34 protein-coding genes are annotated in these 18,516 nt (G+C 33.6%); 32 read left to right on the forward strand and 2 right to left on the reverse strand.

Annotation, left to right across the window (positions count from 1 at the left end):
* Positions 1–105: 105 nt before the first annotated feature.
* The 26 genes from AC0VZ8_RS13380 to AC0VZ8_RS13505 all read left to right on the forward strand — a co-directional run bounded on the left by AC0VZ8_RS13380 (position 106) and on the right by AC0VZ8_RS13505 (position 12,159).
* Entirely contained in the window at positions 106–759 is a 654-nt protein-coding gene (locus tag AC0VZ8_RS13380; protein ID WP_475487154.1) for a hypothetical protein, read from the forward strand.
* Between the two features lie 91 nt (positions 760–850).
* Positions 851–1,090, forward strand: coding sequence for a hypothetical protein (locus tag AC0VZ8_RS13385; RefSeq protein ID WP_475487155.1), 240 nt, complete (start codon positions 851–853; stop codon positions 1,088–1,090).
* A 49-nt stretch (positions 1,091–1,139) separates the two neighbouring features.
* Positions 1,140–1,331 (forward strand): hypothetical protein, encoded by a 192-nt coding sequence (locus AC0VZ8_RS13390; RefSeq protein ID WP_475487156.1) that lies wholly within the window; start codon positions 1,140–1,142, stop codon positions 1,329–1,331.
* 252 nt (positions 1,332–1,583) lie between these two features.
* Positions 1,584–2,642 carry a DNA polymerase III subunit beta gene (dnaN, locus tag AC0VZ8_RS13395; RefSeq protein WP_475487157.1) on the forward strand — a complete coding sequence of 353 codons (1,059 nt, stop codon included), beginning with the start codon at positions 1,584–1,586 and terminating at the stop codon, positions 2,640–2,642.
* 290 nt (positions 2,643–2,932) lie between these two features.
* The gene (locus AC0VZ8_RS13400) at positions 2,933–3,268 is read left to right on the forward strand and encodes a hypothetical protein (protein ID WP_475487158.1); all 336 of its coding nucleotides are present in this window, start codon (positions 2,933–2,935) and stop codon (positions 3,266–3,268) included.
* A gap of 570 nt (positions 3,269–3,838) precedes the next feature.
* Entirely contained in the window at positions 3,839–4,120 is a 282-nt protein-coding gene (locus AC0VZ8_RS13405) for a hypothetical protein (protein WP_475487159.1), read from the forward strand.
* Positions 4,120–4,287 carry a hypothetical protein gene (locus AC0VZ8_RS13410; protein WP_475487160.1) on the forward strand — a complete coding sequence of 56 codons (168 nt, stop codon included), beginning with the start codon at positions 4,120–4,122 and terminating at the stop codon, positions 4,285–4,287. The genes AC0VZ8_RS13405 and AC0VZ8_RS13410 overlap by 1 nt, the downstream gene beginning before the upstream one ends.
* 335 nt (positions 4,288–4,622) lie before the next feature.
* Entirely contained in the window at positions 4,623–5,408 is a 786-nt protein-coding gene (locus tag AC0VZ8_RS13415) for a hypothetical protein (protein WP_475487161.1), read from the forward strand.
* A gap of 30 nt (positions 5,409–5,438) precedes the next feature.
* A complete protein-coding gene (locus AC0VZ8_RS13420; protein WP_475487162.1) occupies positions 5,439–5,624 on the forward strand; it encodes a hypothetical protein in 186 nt (61 codons plus the stop codon).
* 36 nt (positions 5,625–5,660) lie between these two features.
* A complete protein-coding gene (locus tag AC0VZ8_RS13425) occupies positions 5,661–5,840 on the forward strand; it encodes a DNA-directed RNA polymerase subunit alpha C-terminal domain-containing protein (RefSeq protein WP_475487163.1) in 180 nt (59 codons plus the stop codon).
* Between the two features lie 32 nt (positions 5,841–5,872).
* The gene (locus AC0VZ8_RS13430; RefSeq protein ID WP_475487164.1) at positions 5,873–6,085 is read left to right on the forward strand and encodes a ClpX C4-type zinc finger protein; all 213 of its coding nucleotides are present in this window, start codon (positions 5,873–5,875) and stop codon (positions 6,083–6,085) included.
* Between the two features lie 115 nt (positions 6,086–6,200).
* Positions 6,201–7,115: a DUF3298 and DUF4163 domain-containing protein gene (locus AC0VZ8_RS13435; RefSeq protein WP_475487165.1), complete on the forward strand. Its 915-nt coding sequence runs from the start codon at positions 6,201–6,203 to the stop codon at positions 7,113–7,115.
* 123 nt (positions 7,116–7,238) lie between these two features.
* Positions 7,239–7,400 (forward strand): hypothetical protein, encoded by a 162-nt coding sequence (locus AC0VZ8_RS13440; protein ID WP_475487166.1) that lies wholly within the window; start codon positions 7,239–7,241, stop codon positions 7,398–7,400.
* Positions 7,401–7,438: 38 nt separating this feature from the next.
* Positions 7,439–7,690, forward strand: coding sequence for a hypothetical protein (locus tag AC0VZ8_RS13445; RefSeq protein ID WP_475487167.1), 252 nt, complete (start codon positions 7,439–7,441; stop codon positions 7,688–7,690).
* A gap of 145 nt (positions 7,691–7,835) precedes the next feature.
* Positions 7,836–7,994: a hypothetical protein gene (locus tag AC0VZ8_RS13450; protein WP_475487168.1), complete on the forward strand. Its 159-nt coding sequence runs from the start codon at positions 7,836–7,838 to the stop codon at positions 7,992–7,994.
* 294 nt (positions 7,995–8,288) lie between these two features.
* Positions 8,289–8,777, forward strand: coding sequence for a hypothetical protein (locus AC0VZ8_RS13455; protein ID WP_475487169.1), 489 nt, complete (start codon positions 8,289–8,291; stop codon positions 8,775–8,777).
* 30 nt (positions 8,778–8,807) lie between these two features.
* Positions 8,808–8,963: a hypothetical protein gene (locus AC0VZ8_RS13460; RefSeq protein WP_475487170.1), complete on the forward strand. Its 156-nt coding sequence runs from the start codon at positions 8,808–8,810 to the stop codon at positions 8,961–8,963.
* 20 nt (positions 8,964–8,983) lie between these two features.
* Positions 8,984–9,247 carry a hypothetical protein gene (locus AC0VZ8_RS13465; protein WP_475487171.1) on the forward strand — a complete coding sequence of 88 codons (264 nt, stop codon included), beginning with the start codon at positions 8,984–8,986 and terminating at the stop codon, positions 9,245–9,247.
* Between the two features lie 80 nt (positions 9,248–9,327).
* On the forward strand, positions 9,328–9,600 hold the full coding sequence (locus AC0VZ8_RS13470; protein WP_475487172.1) for a sporulation transcriptional regulator SpoIIID: 273 nt from the start codon (positions 9,328–9,330) through the stop codon (positions 9,598–9,600).
* An 11-nt stretch (positions 9,601–9,611) separates the two neighbouring features.
* Positions 9,612–9,935: a hypothetical protein gene (locus AC0VZ8_RS13475; protein WP_475487173.1), complete on the forward strand. Its 324-nt coding sequence runs from the start codon at positions 9,612–9,614 to the stop codon at positions 9,933–9,935.
* 355 nt (positions 9,936–10,290) lie between these two features.
* Positions 10,291–10,671: a hypothetical protein gene (locus AC0VZ8_RS13480; RefSeq protein WP_475487174.1), complete on the forward strand. Its 381-nt coding sequence runs from the start codon at positions 10,291–10,293 to the stop codon at positions 10,669–10,671.
* Between the two features lie 31 nt (positions 10,672–10,702).
* Positions 10,703–10,933, forward strand: coding sequence for a hypothetical protein (locus AC0VZ8_RS13485; RefSeq protein WP_475487175.1), 231 nt, complete (start codon positions 10,703–10,705; stop codon positions 10,931–10,933).
* A 61-nt stretch (positions 10,934–10,994) separates the two neighbouring features.
* Positions 10,995–11,135 carry a hypothetical protein gene (locus AC0VZ8_RS13490; RefSeq protein ID WP_475487176.1) on the forward strand — a complete coding sequence of 47 codons (141 nt, stop codon included), beginning with the start codon at positions 10,995–10,997 and terminating at the stop codon, positions 11,133–11,135.
* Positions 11,136–11,166: 31 nt separating this feature from the next.
* Complete coding sequence (locus AC0VZ8_RS13495; protein WP_475487177.1) at positions 11,167–11,526, forward strand: cyclic-phosphate processing receiver domain-containing protein; 360 nt, start codon at positions 11,167–11,169, stop codon at positions 11,524–11,526.
* Positions 11,527–11,618: 92 nt separating this feature from the next.
* Positions 11,619–11,858, forward strand: a complete 240-nt coding sequence (locus AC0VZ8_RS13500) for a helix-turn-helix domain-containing protein (protein WP_475487178.1) — start codon at positions 11,619–11,621, stop codon at positions 11,856–11,858.
* Positions 11,859–11,937: 79 nt separating this feature from the next.
* On the forward strand, positions 11,938–12,159 hold the full coding sequence (locus AC0VZ8_RS13505; RefSeq protein ID WP_475487179.1) for a DUF7667 family protein: 222 nt from the start codon (positions 11,938–11,940) through the stop codon (positions 12,157–12,159).
* A gap of 38 nt (positions 12,160–12,197) precedes the next feature.
* Here the strand turns inward: AC0VZ8_RS13505 and AC0VZ8_RS13510 are convergent, their stop codons facing one another.
* On the reverse strand, positions 12,198–12,764 hold the full coding sequence (locus AC0VZ8_RS13510) for a hypothetical protein (protein WP_475487180.1): 567 nt from the start codon (positions 12,762–12,764) through the stop codon (positions 12,198–12,200).
* A 223-nt stretch (positions 12,765–12,987) separates the two neighbouring features.
* Here AC0VZ8_RS13510 and AC0VZ8_RS13515 point away from each other — a divergent pair, with 223 nt between their 5' ends.
* A complete protein-coding gene (locus AC0VZ8_RS13515) occupies positions 12,988–13,365 on the forward strand; it encodes a type II toxin-antitoxin system PemK/MazF family toxin (protein ID WP_475487181.1) in 378 nt (125 codons plus the stop codon).
* 133 nt (positions 13,366–13,498) lie between these two features.
* Here the strand turns inward: AC0VZ8_RS13515 and AC0VZ8_RS13520 are convergent, their stop codons facing one another.
* Entirely contained in the window at positions 13,499–13,705 is a 207-nt protein-coding gene (locus AC0VZ8_RS13520) for a helix-turn-helix domain-containing protein (RefSeq protein ID WP_431785842.1), read from the reverse strand.
* A gap of 607 nt (positions 13,706–14,312) precedes the next feature.
* Here AC0VZ8_RS13520 and AC0VZ8_RS13525 point away from each other — a divergent pair.
* The 5 genes from AC0VZ8_RS13525 (at position 14,313) to AC0VZ8_RS13545 (ending at position 18,481) form a co-directional block, all read left to right on the forward strand.
* Positions 14,313–15,614 (forward strand): DNA sulfur modification protein DndB, encoded by a 1,302-nt coding sequence (locus tag AC0VZ8_RS13525; RefSeq protein WP_475487182.1) that lies wholly within the window; start codon positions 14,313–14,315, stop codon positions 15,612–15,614.
* Between the two features lie 21 nt (positions 15,615–15,635).
* Positions 15,636–16,643 (forward strand): tyrosine-type recombinase/integrase, encoded by a 1,008-nt coding sequence (locus AC0VZ8_RS13530; RefSeq protein WP_475487183.1) that lies wholly within the window; start codon positions 15,636–15,638, stop codon positions 16,641–16,643.
* 737 nt (positions 16,644–17,380) lie between these two features.
* Positions 17,381–17,914 carry an accessory gene regulator B family protein gene (locus AC0VZ8_RS13535; protein ID WP_475487184.1) on the forward strand — a complete coding sequence of 178 codons (534 nt, stop codon included), beginning with the start codon at positions 17,381–17,383 and terminating at the stop codon, positions 17,912–17,914.
* Positions 17,911–18,030, forward strand: coding sequence for an AgrD family cyclic lactone autoinducer peptide (locus tag AC0VZ8_RS13540; RefSeq protein WP_431785846.1), 120 nt, complete (start codon positions 17,911–17,913; stop codon positions 18,028–18,030). The genes AC0VZ8_RS13535 and AC0VZ8_RS13540 overlap by 4 nt, the downstream gene beginning before the upstream one ends.
* Positions 18,031–18,112: 82 nt before the next feature.
* Positions 18,113–18,481, forward strand: a complete 369-nt coding sequence (locus tag AC0VZ8_RS13545; protein ID WP_475487185.1) for a hypothetical protein — start codon at positions 18,113–18,115, stop codon at positions 18,479–18,481.
* The last annotated feature ends 35 nt before the right edge of the window (positions 18,482–18,516 follow it).

Genomic DNA, 18,516 nt, shown 5'->3' on the forward strand with positions numbered 1-18,516 from the left:
TCAGTCCTCAAACTGGGAAGTTATAAGTTATAGTTATTCATTGATTTAATAAAATAAAAATAAACAATATATATTATAATTATACATACAAAGGAGTTTTATAAAATGATGAACTTTAACGAAATGAACACGATTCAAAAGATTGATCATCTTTCTGATATGTTGGCTGAATGCATCACAGCAGTTCGTTATGTTGCGTATCATCACATGAACCAAGGCGAACAACTCCAGGTAAAACAAGACTTTCATAAAGAACTGAAAACTGAGGGGATCGAGCTAACAGATGAGCTCATCAAGTTTGCAGAGGATGACGGGTACACGGTAATGGCTTCGTTCCTTCGTGAGTATGGTTATACTGTTACACAATCCAGCGAGTTCACAGAAGCAGTTGAGCAGCTCACAGAAGGTCGTAAAGTAACCATCATAAAGTTCAATGACTTTGGTTGGCCTGTGGTTATGAACACAGTTATTGACCGTCTGGAGGTGAAACCATACGCTCAGTATAAAGAATCTCTTAAGATTGTTCACAAGCCAAAGAGAAAGAGATCTTCCTATTACAACATGATACTCCCTAATGAATCACTGATGGTCTTTGACGGTTGGTTGAATATTGATACCGATAAGCTAACGAATGACACAATCAAGGAAGACGAACACGTAACAGTTAAACAGTCTAAATATAGATCGTTTGATAAACAGTTTATGATTGATGCTCTGAACACTGTTGGAGTTAATCCAATTGTTCATATTAATCACTAAATCAATAAAATAAATATATACAAATTATTGACTATGATAGCCTCTTGTGTATAATTGAATTATAAAGTTAATACACAGGAGGCGGTTAGAAATGGTCTATATAAAAATTACTAAGGAATCAGGGGCAGTCCTCAAAGAAGAATTGAGTTCAGAAGTATATAAAAAGGACATCGTTCGGAATGCAATACATAGAACTAAAGAAATTTACAACAGGGAAGCCTTCTGCAATGTAATATATGGGGCTGTAAAGTATGTTCATGTTATTTCAAACGGCGAAACAATATACAGAATATCTAAAACAGGTTCAAGGAGTTTTGAAGTCAAAGTATAACTGAGAGCGGAGCCAATCAAATACTCATTTTATAGGGAGCTGAAAGCAAATGAAGAAAGTGTTGAAATCAATTGAAAAAGCATTAAAGGAAACTGGATTGAGTTTTGAAGTTGAAAGCCATCAAATACTAACCGAAAATTGCACCATAGATATTCGAGATGGAATGATAAGAGTTAACGAGAAACCAGTCGATGACCATGAAGATATGGTTTACGAGGTACTATCTATTGAACAATGGTAATTCGATAAAAGAGTGATTTCATTCTAAATAATGAAAGATGAATTAATTATTACATTGAAGTCAACCAATAGTGCTTCAGATATTATGCATTTTGTAACTGCCGTAAATAAAACAGATAGTTTGAGTGCATTAGTAATGCCTAAATTAGACGATAAAAATTATATTGAGATTGCTATTTATAAAATAAATTCTTAATCAAATTCTTGTTTCCTCCTAATTAAGTAAAAATACATTTTAAGGTGGTAATATGAAATGAAAATTATCGTTAATACAAAAGAAGTACAAACAGCATTTAAAAACCTTTTAAAAGTTGCACCTAAAAATCCATCTTTAAAGATTTTAGACAGCATTAAATTTGAAGTAGTTAAAGAAAATGTGGTCCTTACATCAACGGACGTGTCACTAACAATTTGTGTTAAACTAAAGGATTTTGAAATATTAGAACCAGGTTCGGCCATCCTGCCGCGTGAAACAGTAAAATTGATTTCTAAATTAACTGATTATCAAATGTGTATTACAGAAGAATCAATTGTTAGTGGAAAAAGAAAAGTCAACTATGAAAGTTTAGATGTTTCGGCGTATCCCAGAAAACCGAATCATACTTACAATAGAGAAGCATTCAAACTTAATAACACCAACATAAAAAACTTATTGGATGTAACGTATGCTTGCAGCACTTCAGAAGCTACTCCAGTACTTCAAGGAGTTTTAATAAGAGGGAATAACGTTGTTTCTACAGATCGTCATAGAATGGCCTTAAATACGATTGAAGTCAATAATTACGCTGAAGACATGGTTATACCTGCTTATGCTATAAACCTAATACCTACCTTTACAGATAAGACGTATAAAGATTATTTTGTTTTCACTGTAGATAAAGAAGGAAGATATATGCAAGTGTTATTCGATAATGTTGAAATGGAAGTACGATTGATGGAGGGTACTTATCCAAACGTAGACAGGATTATTCCTCAGAACTTTACGACAGAAATCAAACTAAATAAAACCGAATTTATTGAAGAATTGAAGATAATGAAAGATGTAGCTACGTCAAAGACAAAACTTGTAAAATTAAATATCATCAACGGCAAGGTTTTGCTTTTTGGTGAAGCTGAGAAGAATTCTCTTGTCACAGAATTAGACACTACTATAACAGGGGAGGATATTGCAATAAACGCAAATCTAGAATACATATTAGAAGCTGTTCAAAAGGCCGATAGTCCGGAAGTCGTGTTAAAACTTACAGGAGCCGTTTCACCGTTCATGGTAAATAACACAGCGTTGGTATTGCCTTATAGAACTGCGTCCTAAATGAATAGAATGAGGAGAGAGAATACCATGCAAAAGACTTTCTCCTCATTATGATGAAATGCTTATTTCATAAAGGAGGTAAATACATATGGGACTTGCCTATCACACTGAAGACCATCTAGCTCAGCAGCAAACCCAAATTGAGGGTTATGGGAAGTGTTACACTTGTAATCAGCTATCAGCAATTACATACACGGTCAACGATAAGGGTCAAGCAATAGCAGACAGTAAGAAATGTTTCTCATGTATTGAACTAGGAAATTAAATAAAAATAATGAGGTGTAAATAACATGGATAAAATTATTAAAGTTCTTACACTGGCTATCATTCTCCTACTATCAACTAACGTCAATCACGTTCAAGCTTCAAAGCCCGATCAGCCAATTCAAACAGCCATCTCAAGCATACAAGAAGTTATCTATGATCATAACGCTAAAGTGTATTATGGGCTCTCTAAGCCTGAACAGGACGGTGGACAATGGGTAATCTACATCAGCGACAAGAAGTATAGTAAAGAGTCTTTGAAGTGGCTGAATAAGACATTTAAAAACAAATCATTCGAAATCAACTATTCGCATGATACAAGCAACAATGATTATAAAATACTTAATCTCAAGTGGAGGTGACAACATGCAATATAAACTAATTAACTGGATCAAAACTGAACATTGGGAGGGCGCGTTGATGCAGGATACAAACGGAAAGCAGTATCTAACACATGGTATTAAGTCTTGGAGTCCTGCACCACATCGTAAGTATGAGGTTGTACCGTACATTAGCAACGAGGCAGACTTTATGAGACGATGGAAAGAATCCCATCCGTATGACGATCTAGAACCCATAGCAGCGATCAGGGGATAGAGCAGCGAAAAATTCGGCCACAGCAAGCCCACACGATACAATTTTTTCTAAATGAAAGGTTACTTTCATCATGATTTGAATTTGAAAATCTCATATAACAGCCAAGCATTTTTATTGCTCGATTTTTTCATATAACAGCGAGGCAGAAATAGTTATTACAAATTCATATAACAGCAGCGTCAAATTAGATCAGGGAGGAGGATACAAGTGAAAATAAAAAAACACCTAACTTTTGAGAACGTGATTCTTTATTCGTTGTGTATTGGTTCATGGGGATATTTTATTATTAGATCAGTATTAGGATAAAAATAATACATAATAAGGAGAGTTTAAAAATGGATAGAGAACAATTGGAACTAATAGAAAAAGAGTTACATTTTACTGGTTACGCTAGAAATAAAGTAAAAGCTATGGGTAATGAAATTGCAGATATTACTGCGAAAATTGAAATGCTATCTGGCCTGGTTCGTGAAGACTTGTTAAATGAGGAGTTATACCGGAATTACGTTTTACGCCAAAAGAAAGAACTGAAAGACATCATTGCTGAGATTTATTCATACTTACATTTAGAAAAAGTTAAAGGACATTATGATCATGTTTTTAAGGAGCCTGAATAATGAATAAGTTAATGTCTATTGTGATTGTTTTATACGGACTTGTAGCGTTTGGATTTGCTTTTTCGCCCTTAGATATTAAATGGAAGTTTGTAGGCATATTAACAGGATTGATTTTTGTATATTTGACCATTACATATAATCTGCTGTTGTCTACAAGGAAGAAATGATAAAACAACGATTTTATAACAATTGAAGGGATGAATTATATGAACATATATGTTATCAAAACAGAAAAAGGCTATGTAAAAAATATAATCAGGAATAAACTCACGTTTACACCTACGTTTACTAATGCCAAATTGTATAACTCTTCGCATAAATGCGCTGTAGTAATGGCAAACAACAAGCCATTATTCAAAACAACAAACCCAATCATTATTAAGATTGACTTAACAGTAAATTCACTCACAGAAGTTTATGAACTCTGCCTAGCGCAGTATCAGGAAGTGCGATAAAAACAGGATTTTATCTAAAATAAATATTAATATAAGGAGAATAAAAAATGACAAAACAGGTTTCTATGGAGTTCAGCGGAAATGAATTGATTTTAATTGAAAGCAGAACGATGCGCGATGAGTATGTGTTCAAAGACACCGTCATGGATAAAGTGAAAATTGTTCCACTAATTCCCCATTCAACAGAACTGACAATTCAAATGGCTGCTTCTTATTATGAAGTTGGTGGAGATGCAGTTGAGTCTATTATTAGGAGAAATCGTGAAGAATTTAATGAATATGGAGAAGTAAGGCTATTAAAAGGGAAAACTCTTAAAGAGTTTCGTGACCGTCAGCCTGACGGAAGCGAAATTATCAGCTCTAACACAAGAAGCTTAACCCTTATTACTCGTCGTGGTTTGTTGCGAATTGGGATGCTTCTTACTCAATCAGAAGTAGCTAAATCAATCCGTAACTATCTGCTGAATGTTGAAGAACTAGCACCAGACGAAGTTAGACAATGGGCTGTTGAACGCGAAATTTCGAAGCGTGAACGTAGGCTGTTAACAGATTCAATTCAAGAGTTCTATATTGCTACTTCAAGCATGGACGACAAATTTAAATATGCTAACTTCACGAATTTAGTTTATAAAGTTCTTTGGGATACAGACGCCAAATCACTTAAAGATATGTATGGTATAGAAAAGAATGAATTACTAAGAGACGCATTTAGTACAGATGATTTAAGAAAAGTCGTGAGTGTAGAGAGGGCTATTGCAGGGATGTTAAATGTTGATTTCAAGTATGATGAAATTAAAGACAGGTTAATGAGTAATCGCACAAGATTTCAATAAATCAGTTATTTCATGAGGAGGTAAAACATAATGAATAATGATTATGAAGAGTTATTTAGAGAACTGAATCTAAATCTCAAAGATAATAGTCAGCAACATGATATGGCAGCACTATTAGGATCGCTCGGAGTAAGCCCAAAGTATATGAACATGTATATGGATTCAATTAAGAAAATTAATGAATTTAAAAGTAGTTATCAAGGAAGGGGGTTATGATAGGATTGAATTATCATGTTCCGACAGGAGTACATAATGAAAACAATCGAGGAACTAGGGCTTAGCGTAAGAACTTATAACGTACTCAAGACAAACAATATAAAGTATGAATCAGAAATCAGGGCTTTATCTCTTAGAGAGATTTCTAAATTCAGCAATATAAGAAAAAATTGCATTTATGAGTTTGAAGAGTTACTGAACATAAAGTTTCAATGACAGTCTCATTATTTATGAAAAGAGGATGAATTGTGGATCTTCCTACTAAAACACTTCATGAGATAGTCGAGAAGGCTAAGAGATATGATGAACTTAAGTTCTTATTCTATCCTGGCAAAGAACTTTACTGCTCTTTTTGTACAGCAAAACAGAGTGAAGTCAAAGAGTTGATCCTTGGGCCAAATGTAGCAATCTGTAATGATTGTGTTGATATGTGTAATGATGTTTTAGCCAAAAAAGAATAGGGCCTCAATCAATAAAAAGAGAACTTGTTTCCCTTTTTATTTTTTTTGTCTAAAATCAATTAACTAAAAAGATGGTATAATGTACCTGTTGACCAAATACTTTGGAGGCGAGTACATGAGGAAGAGTTTAATTTTAGTTAGTTTGATTTCCATTTTGATTGCTAGTTTGTGTGTTCCACTTAATTCTGTGGAAGCAGCAACTAAGGTTAAGACAGCTGTACATAATTATAAGGGGCAACAATATATTCAAATCAGCGGTGGAAATAAAGCGATAACAACTAAGATAAATAAGACGTTGAAAACCCATGCGGTGAATGCAGCAAGATTGAATTCTGAGAACAAGAAAGATAGTAAAAATTATTATTATAAAACGACTGTAAAAACGATGTACAATGATAATGGGAAGATATCCATTGTGCATATTGACTCCAGTTACACAGGGGGTGTACACGGCCTGTATTTTAGCACCACATATAATTATGACTTAAATACAGGAAAGCGAATTAAGCTGGGAGACATAGTTAATACAGAAGATAAGGTGTATAACTTGTTCAATGCTGTTACGAATGATCTTTTGGCAAAATCCAAAAAAGGAAGGGCAATTTTCGAAGAGAATATTTATGAAGTTCCTCTAAATGTAAACTCTAATTTTTACTTCTATGCGAACGGTATAGTAATTAGATTTGATCCGTATGAAGTTGCTCCTTTCTCAGAGGGATTTGTTGATGTATTCGTCAACAATTTAACGTTAAACAAGAAAATTAACAAAGCGATGCCTGAACCCGTAATTCCTCAACCTGTTGTACCTGGATACGATGTGATAGAATCTCAGATCGAGGATGATTTTGATGGCTATGATGAAGGCAACCTCTATGAGTTGACTAACGGCCAAATTTGGAAACAAGTCGATTATAACTATGACTATTCATATTCCTACAGACCAGAGGTAATTATCTATAAAGAGGGTTCTAAGTATTACATGCATGTAGAAGATATGGATGATGCTGTGGAAGTAGTTAGAATTAAGTAAGATGAAAAGCGCCGTTCCTTTGCTGGAATGGCGCTTGTAATATAAACATTATTAAAATAAATATATACAAAGTAATAATGTTGTGGTATAATTTCATTAACAAATAATTCGAGGTGATAATCAATGTACAAAGTAACGGTGTTTGAAAAGGTATTAGGAAAGCTTGTGTTGAATACATATTCGTTTCCCAAAGAAGATCAAATGCTGATGTTTAAGCAGATGTGCGAAGAGGATGGAGATATTGTAATCATACATAAGAAGAAGATTGACATTGTAGCAGTGTAATTCGATGAAACTATATTTTCATAAAGGGAGATGGAGGAATGAAATTACGCAACAAATTAATTAAAGCGGTTGTTCTTGATAATCAATTAAAAAGCAAAATTTCTCTATATGCAAACTACAAAGAACCAGATATTAATCAGACTAGATACGTAATGACTGACGCAAACGATATTGTAATTTGCAATCAAGACGATGTTTCAAGTTACATAGAAGCAGGATTTACTGTTTTCGGTTATGCAGATTCAGAAACAGAACTTCAAGAGATTATCGCAAGAGCTGAAGTTTCTTAATCAAATGATCCTTTGATAAGGAATTAAGGAGTGATTAATTGGTTCAATTTATTTTATTCATTATCCTAATCTCAGTAATTGTTTATTGGAAACTAGTTTTTAAGTATCATAAATAATGATATGGTGGCAAACAGAGGTGAAGTGAATGACCGGTAAGTCAAATAAAAACATATTTATTAACAATAAAATTAAGCAACTTGCAAACGAATATGAAAGAGAAGGTAAAGCAATAAACCTTAATCTTGTAAGAAAAATGCGATCATTTTGGGAAGTTGAATGGGAAATTAAACAGTCAATAGAATGAATATTTCATCATGAAGGTAGAGGAGTTAGATGAATTATTACACAAGAAAAAATTAGATTATTTGTTCCTGATTTCAGTGTTCTACACATGGAGAACTATGATGAATTTGTTGCATACAAAGAAAAGTATTGGGGAAATGAAATAGAGATTGAAGTACCTGAATCTGATTGTTGTTGGAGTGAAGCTTTTGAATTATATTACGTTTGGAGTTATGACTATTCAATTGTAAGTTGATGAAATAAGTCTTTCGTTAGAAGTAAATATAATAATCAAATTATAAGGGAGATAGATAACATGGAAAACAAATTTAAATATCCAATGAATGTAGTTGCAAAAGATAGTGTATCTGGATTTGAAGGTGTTATTATTGCGCGAAATGCTCATTTGTTCGGTTGTGCTCAATATGGCCTAGCTCCTCAAGAACTTTCATCTGATGGATCGCCAAAGAGAACAGAATTTTTTGATGAATCTAGAATTGTGATTTTGGATGATAAAAATGCAGTACATAGCAATGACGTATATGACGACATTTTTTCGATCTCACTGGGAAAGGAGGTCGAAGATAAAGTATCCGGTTTTCGCGGTAAAGCTTTAGTGGTAATCGAAAATCTTCACAACTGTAATCAGTATTGGGTTGAACCTCCGGTCGATGGTGACGGAAAACCACGCGAAGGACAATGGCTCGATGAAGGCAGATTGACTGTAATTGGTGAAGGGATCACAGCAGAAGAGGTAAAAGCGCCCAAAAGAGGTTCGATTTTTTCAAGAGATTTGCCACGGTAAAATTATCGGAAAGAAAGGGAGATGGGGTAAATGAATAATGGAGCAGCAATTGGATATATGATGATCGTCGCTAAAAAGTGGTTTAAACTTGATGATGAACTCGTCCGAAAACTTGAGCGTGGAATGTATGAAGCAATGGATGAGTATTCCGAAGAAGAGGCAGAAATATTTTATCAAAATAACTAATTCGAGGGGGGGATATGCTTATGTATGGACGGTGGGTAACCTTATTTTATGATGATATTGTTGAATGCAAAGTATTTGTTTCTTGTACTCCAAGCACACCCGCAGAAGAACTGCGAAATCGTGCCATTAAAATAATGCAAAACAGGCTTCCAGAAAAGAAAACTGGAATTTCAGCAGCTATGGAGGCAATTGAGAATATCTCTAATTATGAGTATGAAAATGGATTTGGAGCGAAATTCGAAGCCGAGCAATTACTAAATGAACTGGCAAGTAAGTCTGAATAAAAGACGAATTTTATCAGATACTAAACAGTTGTTTTAATAAAGTAAATATAATAAAACGTAGTAAAAGGAGAATTATTAAAATGAAACTAGACAACATCAAATATAACCAACGTATTAAAGCGAGAGTTCTTAACACAGCACAGTTTATCCTGGACAACAAATTAACAGTCAGAGATGCTGCCAAGCAACTCAATACACCCAAGAGCACTATACATAAGGATGTCGCAGAACGTCTTCGTATCGTCAATCCAGAACTGTATTGGAAGGTTAAGGCCCACTTAGAATATAACGCGAGTGTTTGCCATATTAGAGGTGGACAAGCAACTAAAATGAAGTATAAAAATGTCGGTTGAGGTGATAAGTTATGTCATTGAAACGTTGCAGATTCATTGAAAGAGATTTTGTGTTTCAAAAATTAAGAGGATCGGTAAGGGTGATGTCAGACGAGGAAATTAATACTTATTTAGATGAGGTTAACACTTGGCGAGACTTAACCTTTGTCTTTGATATCCGAGATGGTCATGTTGTTAATACAATAATTACAGATAATGACACGAAATGCGGGGTCGCTTTAGCTGATCTTAACGGAAACGCAAAACAATTCTATCACGATACAGTTCGTACAATAATCGGTAAAGACATTTTACAGTATATCAAAGAGATGTTAATGAGTAAAAAAGCAATCTAATAAATATAATGGAGTGATACCGATGAATACGTATGAAATCGTTGTAAATCATAAAATTATTGAAACCATCGAGCAACAAGGTCGCAGTGATAATGCACTGATTTATATTCTAATGGATCGTGTATATCAACTCACCAAAGCCACAAAATCACTCGTAGAAGTCTATAACAGAACAAGAGGATGCATGTACTATGTATAGATCCGGCAGGTTATATAACGGGCGTTTATGGGTCTGTGATCATGATGGAATATGGATTGAGTTAATCCGTGCTGCAGAGTATTATGAAAATGAGATATTCACAGAAAAGGCAATATGATGAAAGGTTTATTTTATACGAAAAGAGGTCATAAATTTATGCTCACTTTATTAAAAGGAAAAGCAAGAAAATCGGTTTATTTAGCAATGCTTTATAATTCAACTCCTAATAGTATCCTTATCCAATATGACCAAAATGTTCACATGGTGCTCAGCGCTGACAAGACCTCGTATTCGTATGAGCGAAGAGAAAGCACTAAAACTGACATACTAGAATTAGAGGCAGATTTGATTGAAATTTTTAACGAAGTAATGGAGAAAAATTACAAGCATCTATTTTTATATGCCAATTTTCATCCAATTGAAGTAGAAGCATTGAAAAACATTGTAAATAAACTCCATCCATTATTGGATGTCACTGTGACAATTCAGGACAATACGGTTTTAGACGGACAAATCGTTATTGAAGAAATACAATAAAATGACTGTTTTATCAGGGGAGGTTTCTAAAATGCCAGAAAATCAGCATGCTTCATGGTTTCGTACCGAATTTAAAGAATTACAAGAAATTCACAATAAATCCGGTGACGAACTAAGGTTAGCAATGTTCCATAAGGGCTTTATTTATTTACAAGATATAATGGATACGCCCATGCCATCATGGAGAGAAAAACGAAAATCAATTGATGATGTCTTAAAAATGATTGAATATTCTCAGGAATGGATCGTGAATCCAAAGTGAAAGTTCTTGAGACAAGTCAATAAAGGCATGTTTCATCAATTTATTTGGGGAGGTGTTCCAGATGGAACAATCGCTGAAAATTGCGTTGGAAGCCCTTAAGGAGATTGAGGAGGGCTTTAGACTAAGTGTTCATGGGAATCCACATTGTTATCATATCGCTAAGAAAGCAATTGAAGATATCGAAAAAGAGCAAAACAAATGAGATGCAAGGCCGATAAGGAAAGTGATAATGGATGAAGAAAATAAATTTGTATGTAGACGACCTTCGGGACTGTCCTGAAGGTTTTGTTGTAGCTCGTACATATTATGAAGCAATACATATTCTTGAGACTCAAGATGTTGGTATTCTGACGCTTGATCATGACTTAGGCGAAGACGTTGAAGGAAATGAATTACCTAATGGATATGACTTAGTAAAGTACTTCTGTGAACATGGGTTGAAAGCAGATAAAATTTATCTTCATACTGACAATCCAGTTGGACGTGAGAATATGTACAAAACCCTTCTGGCTGCTCAAAGAAGAGGATTCATCAGCAATGAAATTGAAATATATTATTATCCAATTACCAAGAATGTTTATTCAGGCAACTAATCAAAACGATACACCAATCGACAAACAAAGAATTTATTCATCAAAGGATAAAATCCCTTCCATGAAGAACTTGAACATGGGAGGGATTTTTTATGCAAATTAAATGTTATATATCGTCCACATTAATTGATATGGGCATTGAAACCACCAACGAAGAATTATCTACAATGTGGGGAGTACATAGAAACACTGTTACCAATCTCATTAAAGGGAAGACACTACCCAATTTACAGACAGCGTATATGATAGTTGATTACTTTAATCAGCAAGCAGAACTCAAAGGGATTGCCAGGAGATGGACCGTAGAAGACATTTGGCAGCGACAAGAATAATTTGAAGTTCACAATAGGACAGGCAATTTCACAATTGATTGTGCATATACTTTATTAACAAGGTTGAGGAGTGATAATAATGAATAACACACAAATGGTATTGCCAGTACATCAGAGAATGGCTGAATTGTATACGATAAATCAATTAAGACAGCTCACAGACGAAGAGTTAACTGAGATGGCAATGTGTCTAAAGATTAATGCAAAGTATTGCTGGGAGATCGCCTATTATCAAAATATGGCCTTTATGGAGCACATGGTTTATAACCAGGATGAATGGTCAAATGATAAAGATAATTAGATTATTATAAAATATAGATTTCATTAAAAGAACCTGCCCTATCCGGCAGGTTTTTCTTTGGGTTCTTTATCTTTTGACATGTATTTTTCGAAGAGGCCTAACTGTTCAGCTCTTCTAATTATCTGCATTAAATTGTGCATATTTTCTGTAGGGGAGAATGTAGATGGAGATGATACATTCTCAAGTCGATTTGTTAATTCGGTGACCTGTTTAGATAGTTCGTCTATCGTTGCTTTCATTGTTAGGTATTCTTGTTTTAGGGAAGTAAGAGTGTCGATTATCGGATCAAACGGGGTTACCGAATCAACTCTTTGGTGCTCATGATTATTTGCTTCAACAACTAACGCTGATGCTTTGGCAACGACATCCTCTGTAGCATCATTTTTAGCTGATTTTCGTTTTGATTTAGCCTCTTTGATTTGCTCTGTATAGTCTTTTCTAACGGCACTATTCCAGCGGAAGCCGCAGGCTGCTGGAGTGCGTCTAAGACGCTCTGCAACCTCCTCAAACGCCTTTAACTGTGTACTGTTAGTTTCTATGTGTTCCAGGATCGTTTGCGCCAATAATAGGTCTTCTTCGTAACTCCATTCATCTTTTCTCTTCATAAAATACCTCCATATGATGGTCTATTCATATGTCTATCCACTTAGCTAAACATTTATTCTTATTGCCTAAAAATTGGGAGGCAACCAAATGTTCTTGACTTTTTATAATAGAACATTAGTTCCCGTTGTTATATTAATTATTTTTGGTTATAATACTATTAGAATATGAATAAACATAATCAATTTGATATAAAATTAGAAGATCGGGAGAGTGTTACATATTATGAGCGTTGCAATGATGAATAAACCAAAAGTAGATGTGAAAAGATTAGAGGTTTGGGTTGCTGATCTGGGACAAAGGCAAGGGAGTGTACAAGGAGGTGTTCGACCAATCTGCATTTTGCAAAATGATGTAGGAAATAAATATTCTCCAACAGTTACTATTGCGCCATTAACCACGAGTAAAACTAAGAAGAAATTGCCTACTCATATTAGCCTAAAAGCTTCTGAAATTGGACTTGAAGACGATAGTATTCTCTTAATTGAACAAATTACAAACATAAGTAAATCCAATTTAATGTTTAAAGTAGCTGAGATACCTAGCAGCATGGACTGGTTGATTGAACGTGCTTGCAGAATTCAACTTGGTTTAACTAGCTAATATGAGCATGCTAAAGAAAGTACACAGCCGAAACAAATTATTATAAATAAATCGGAGGTTATATCAATGGTTTATTTATTACTGTAGGAGACCTTAGTAAATTACAATAAGGTCTCCTTTGTGTGTTTATGTATTATTTACGTAGAATTAATAGATCATCAATATCTATTTCAAGAACTTCACAAATAGCAGCAATATTTTTTAGAGAAACCAGTTTGACCTCATTATTACACATACTATTTATAGTCGCCTGTCTGATCCCAGTTCTTCTAGCTAACTCCCTTTCTGATAAATTAGCTTCAAGTAGGATTTCTTTTAGTTTAATGTCAACCACATACATAATAAACAATTCCTCCAATTTATTGAAAAGGGTTGACACGTAATATGTATCAAACTATACTTATACATAAGTGATACGCCAAACGTGTCACGACAAATGGCAAATACACTCCTTATTTAGCGGTAAGGTGTATTTGTCATTTTTATACTATCAAAAGATTATGTGAAATACAAAACAAATAAAGGACAGTGTTCAAAATTTTACAGCAAAGATATAGACTTCAGAAATTTGTATGCTGCGATCCCAAACAAAAACTTGAGGTTTGGAAGGACTTATCAATGACATCGAATGACCTTGATACACTACGCAACTTTATGGTTAAAGGATACCGAATATACGATTCAGCCACAGGAAAAACAATAACCAGACTTGATTTACGAAAATAGTTATTAACCCTTAAAAAGAAAGATTAATAAAATAAAAATATGTGATTTACAATATAAGTGTTTTGGTGTATTATTGAATTAATTAAATATGAGTCGAAATTGTGAAATAACTATACATATTTTTATCCAATATCAATGGGATAAGTATGTCTATAGTTATTTTTTTGTTTATTTTAGTGTATAATTGATAATAGTTCTTAATACTTAGTGGGAATTGAGGGGTGTTTAAAAAAGATATGAAAAAAGACAGAGGAATTCTTGAAGATAATTTGCTAAAAGTAATTGAACAAATAAAACATAAAAGAAAAACAATTGAGAGTATTAATAAGAACTTGGTTTCATTTGGAGTAGCTGCAGGAACATTTAACGAGATAGCACTTGGTAAGATCTCTTTAGACACACTAGATTTGAAACTGCTTTGTTTACTGGCAATAGCTTTACATAACGAAACTTCAGAAAATTCAATTTCTCCTCATGAGTATTTTACTGACAATGAAATTAAAAAATCTAAAGAATATGAGGATGATCAATTAGAAAGTATTTTTTTACCTTTAAAATTTAAAGAAGTCACAATGATTGATTTAGAAAATTATATAACTAAAGTTAAAATATCTTTCTTGGTTAAAATGTTTCACTCTCAACTAATCACTTATGACTACGAAACTCAAAGAAGTGCTAAATATAGAAGAACTAAAGATGGAGTTGTTCCTGTTCCTGATGTAAACAAAAAGAGCGTTGAAGACATTGCATCACATATGCTAAACGAGACTTATTTGGCTGACATGATTACATTGAATGTATATTCTGAAGAAGTTGAGCCTTTAGATTATGATCCAAAAACAAGAACCTTAATTATAAATGAAGGGGCCACCATTTCTATTCTCGATGGGTTTCATCGTCTTCAAGCTGCAGTGAGAGCAATATCAGTGAACCCTAATTTAGAGTTAGAGTTAATACTTTCAATTCGATCTTATGATACAGACACTGCTAAGAAGTATTTTGGTCAAATTAACACAGTAAATGTGGTGAAACCAGAGCGAATTAGGGAATTGAAATCTGAAAAACATTCAGATATAGTGGTAAGAGATTTGCAATTAAAATCTGACTTAAAAGGAAAAATTGCCTCCTCATCTAGAATAAGTGAAATTGCTGGACAACTTACTACTTTTGATATTCTGTCTTATGCAATTGATGAAACTTTTGCACCTACAACGAAACTAGAAGCTAAAGAAGTTTCAGAATATCTTGTTGATTTCTTTAACTATTTAGTTGGTTCTTTTGTTGAAGAATTTTTAGAAGATCCAAATAACTTCAGACACACTTACATTAATCACCCATTAATGTTTGCTGGATATGTTCAAATCGCTAAGAACTTTAAAGAAGAAAACAGACCTTTGAAAGAAATAAGGGATTATGTAGAGAGTATCAACTTTAAGGATTCTAAATTAATCGAAATACTTGAAGATCGTAAAGGAATAAACAACAAAAGAAATCGCAATAGACTGCTCGACTATTTTAAGTAAAAAGAGGGTGAAGTCAAGAAAATGTCAAATCAAATATATGAGCAAGGTCTTTATAATAAAGACCAAAAAGAGATGTTTTTGAGTAATCTAAATAAAAATACACGCGCAGCTTATGAAAGAGTTTTGAATAGAGCAAAAGCCCTTGAGGAACAGTTCGAAAAAGATTTATATGATTTCAATATCTATGAGATAGAACGATTAATTCATTACCTTAAACCTGGAACATTAAGTTCAGTTACTGCTTCTGCTTCTATTATTCAGTCCTATATTAGATGGGCAATTGAACAGGATTTAAGAGCAAATAACTTAAACCCAATGGATGCGATCATTGGGGATGACTTCTATTCAAAGTTTATAGACAGATCAAATAAAACCATTTTCAGTAAAGAAGAGATAGATGATATAACTGGAAGTCTTGTAAATTTCCAGGACTCAGCGATAGTTCAGTGTATATTTGAAGGAGTAATGGGAAAGAGATATTCTGAGATCTTAAACTTAACTCGCAGCGATATTGATGAGGAATCAGGTATTGTAACCCTTAAAAATGAAGTAGGCGAAAATGAAATAGAAGAAAGAAAAATAAAGGTATCAGATGAGTTAATTAAGATGCTGATCAAAGCTTCTAATGAAACTATATACTATAAAAATAATGGGCATCCAAGCGAAAACATTAAAGCTCCAACTGCAAATCTTGCTGACAATGAATATGTATTTAAGAATGTTATGTTGAATACTAGGGATTCAGGAAGAGCAGATTACCATTTAATCTTCAGAAGGCTAAAGAAAGTAGCGGATTGGAATCACCAACCTTATTTAATTGGAATCAATATAAGAAACTCAGGAATGCTGTACATGGCCAAGAACCTATACAATAAAAGCAAAAAACTTGAGAAGCTTGAAATCGATGCTATATGTGCGCATTTCAATATTTCAAAACTAAAAAACAAACAGGATTACCACACTACGCGGCTCAGAAAAGAGTTCCTTAACATAAGTAAAATAAAAGAAGTTTACCCAGAGGAAGAATAAGTTAAAAACTTATTCTTTTTTTGTTGACATTAAGAATTGACGATGATATATTATGTACATAAGTTAATTATTTTTACTTTAAAGACGGAGGGATAACATGTTTGACGCTTTGTTATACATACTTGCATCATGTCTTGAAGGATTAGCATTTTTCATTATTACATTTGGACTTTTTAGAATAAGTCTCGGTGATTACGTTAAAGAATTGATCATAACTATTTCAATAGTATCACTAGGAACATACTTGCTTTCTGATCATCAAGTTGCAGCACAATTTACACCGTTGATCAACTTAATTATTCTAATCATTTTCCTAATACTCTTTTTCCGAGTATCCTTACCACACACAATTTTAATGATGGTATCTGGATATATTGTTTGTATGATAGTCCAATGGGGATTGATAAAGTGTTCAGAAATGATCACGGGAATTAATTTAGTCGAGATTAAGGATAGTGCTAGTCTTAGTATAACTTATCAAATTATCAGCAGCACCGTCTTAATCGTAATTAGCGTCATATTGAGAAGACTAAGCCTATGGTTTACCTTCATTCCATATGCAACCACATTGAGTTTTAAAATGACGAAAAGCAATATAATCATCTTGACTACAGCAACTTCAATACTCTTTATTTTCGGAATTACACTAAAATACAGTTCTCTGATTTTTGGGTTCTCTATATGGCTTGTTTGCCTAATAGCCTTACTAACTATATCTTTTAGAAGGGAGTTTCAGGTTGATTAATAAATTCGTATTTAACATAAGCAGTAGAATGAAAAGAAAATATCCGACTGAGCTTCCAGAGTTAGATATTGTAGAGTATTCTCTAAAATTCATAATAACCAATGTATTGCCAATCATCGTAATTATTCTTTACGGGGTTGTATCAGAAAATTTAATGAATGTTCTGATCAGTCTGGGAAGTTTCTCTTTGCTAAGAATGTTTTCTGGTGGATATCACATCAAGACCCCAGAGCTATGTATATTAACCTCAGTTGCTTTAATTATCTCTATTAGTGAGATCGGTCATATGTTAACAGATTACAAAATGATAATGGGGATAGTTTCTCTTTTAATGGTCATGGTATATGCACCATCTAATATCAGGATGCAAACACTTATTCCAGAAAAGTATGATATACTGCTGAAACTTGCGTCCTGTGGTATTATAATAATAAATATATACATAAACGATGCGATTGCAATTACTGCTGTTTTTGCACAATCTCTTCTGCTCATCCGTCCTTTGAAAGGAGGTGAGAAGGAATGAAAAAGGGAATGATTCTATTTGGAGCATTTTGTACGGCTCTTGCAACTGCTGTGGCAACTCCTGCAAGCTGGTTCTTGATTTACAATCCAACTGCTCCTAAAAGTCTTAAAAAGTAATTAAACAAAAATAAATTACAATGTAATTCTGTGCCTCTCTTATGTGGGTGCAGAATTACAAAATAATTGAGGTGATTCAAAATTGAAATACATAATTGTAGTGAGCAGAGAAGGAAAGAACATATCTGATAAGGCTGAATGGTTAAATTGCGAGGATATTATCGGTTCAATGCCAGAAAGAATTAAGGGGGAAATAAGAACAGTATATTATACTGAAAGAGGTCAATTTGTTCATTGTACAACTAATGATCAAATCATAGACTTAATCTCCAAGGAACATGGATTTATGGTGACAGATAGAGGCAGAATGGTTAATTTTAAAAAAGAAGTAGTCGTAGACTTCGATAACAGGGATATATTCTTGGTGAAATGCAAGGAATATATAACAATTGCTCGATCAAAGATCAATTGTGTTAAGGAGTATCTAAAAAAAATGTCCAATCACAACTAAGAGTGACCCTTATATCCTTTTATTTCCTTGTCTTT

The sequence above is a fragment of the Paenibacillus sp. QJM3NY_38 genome (assembly GCF_056173265.1).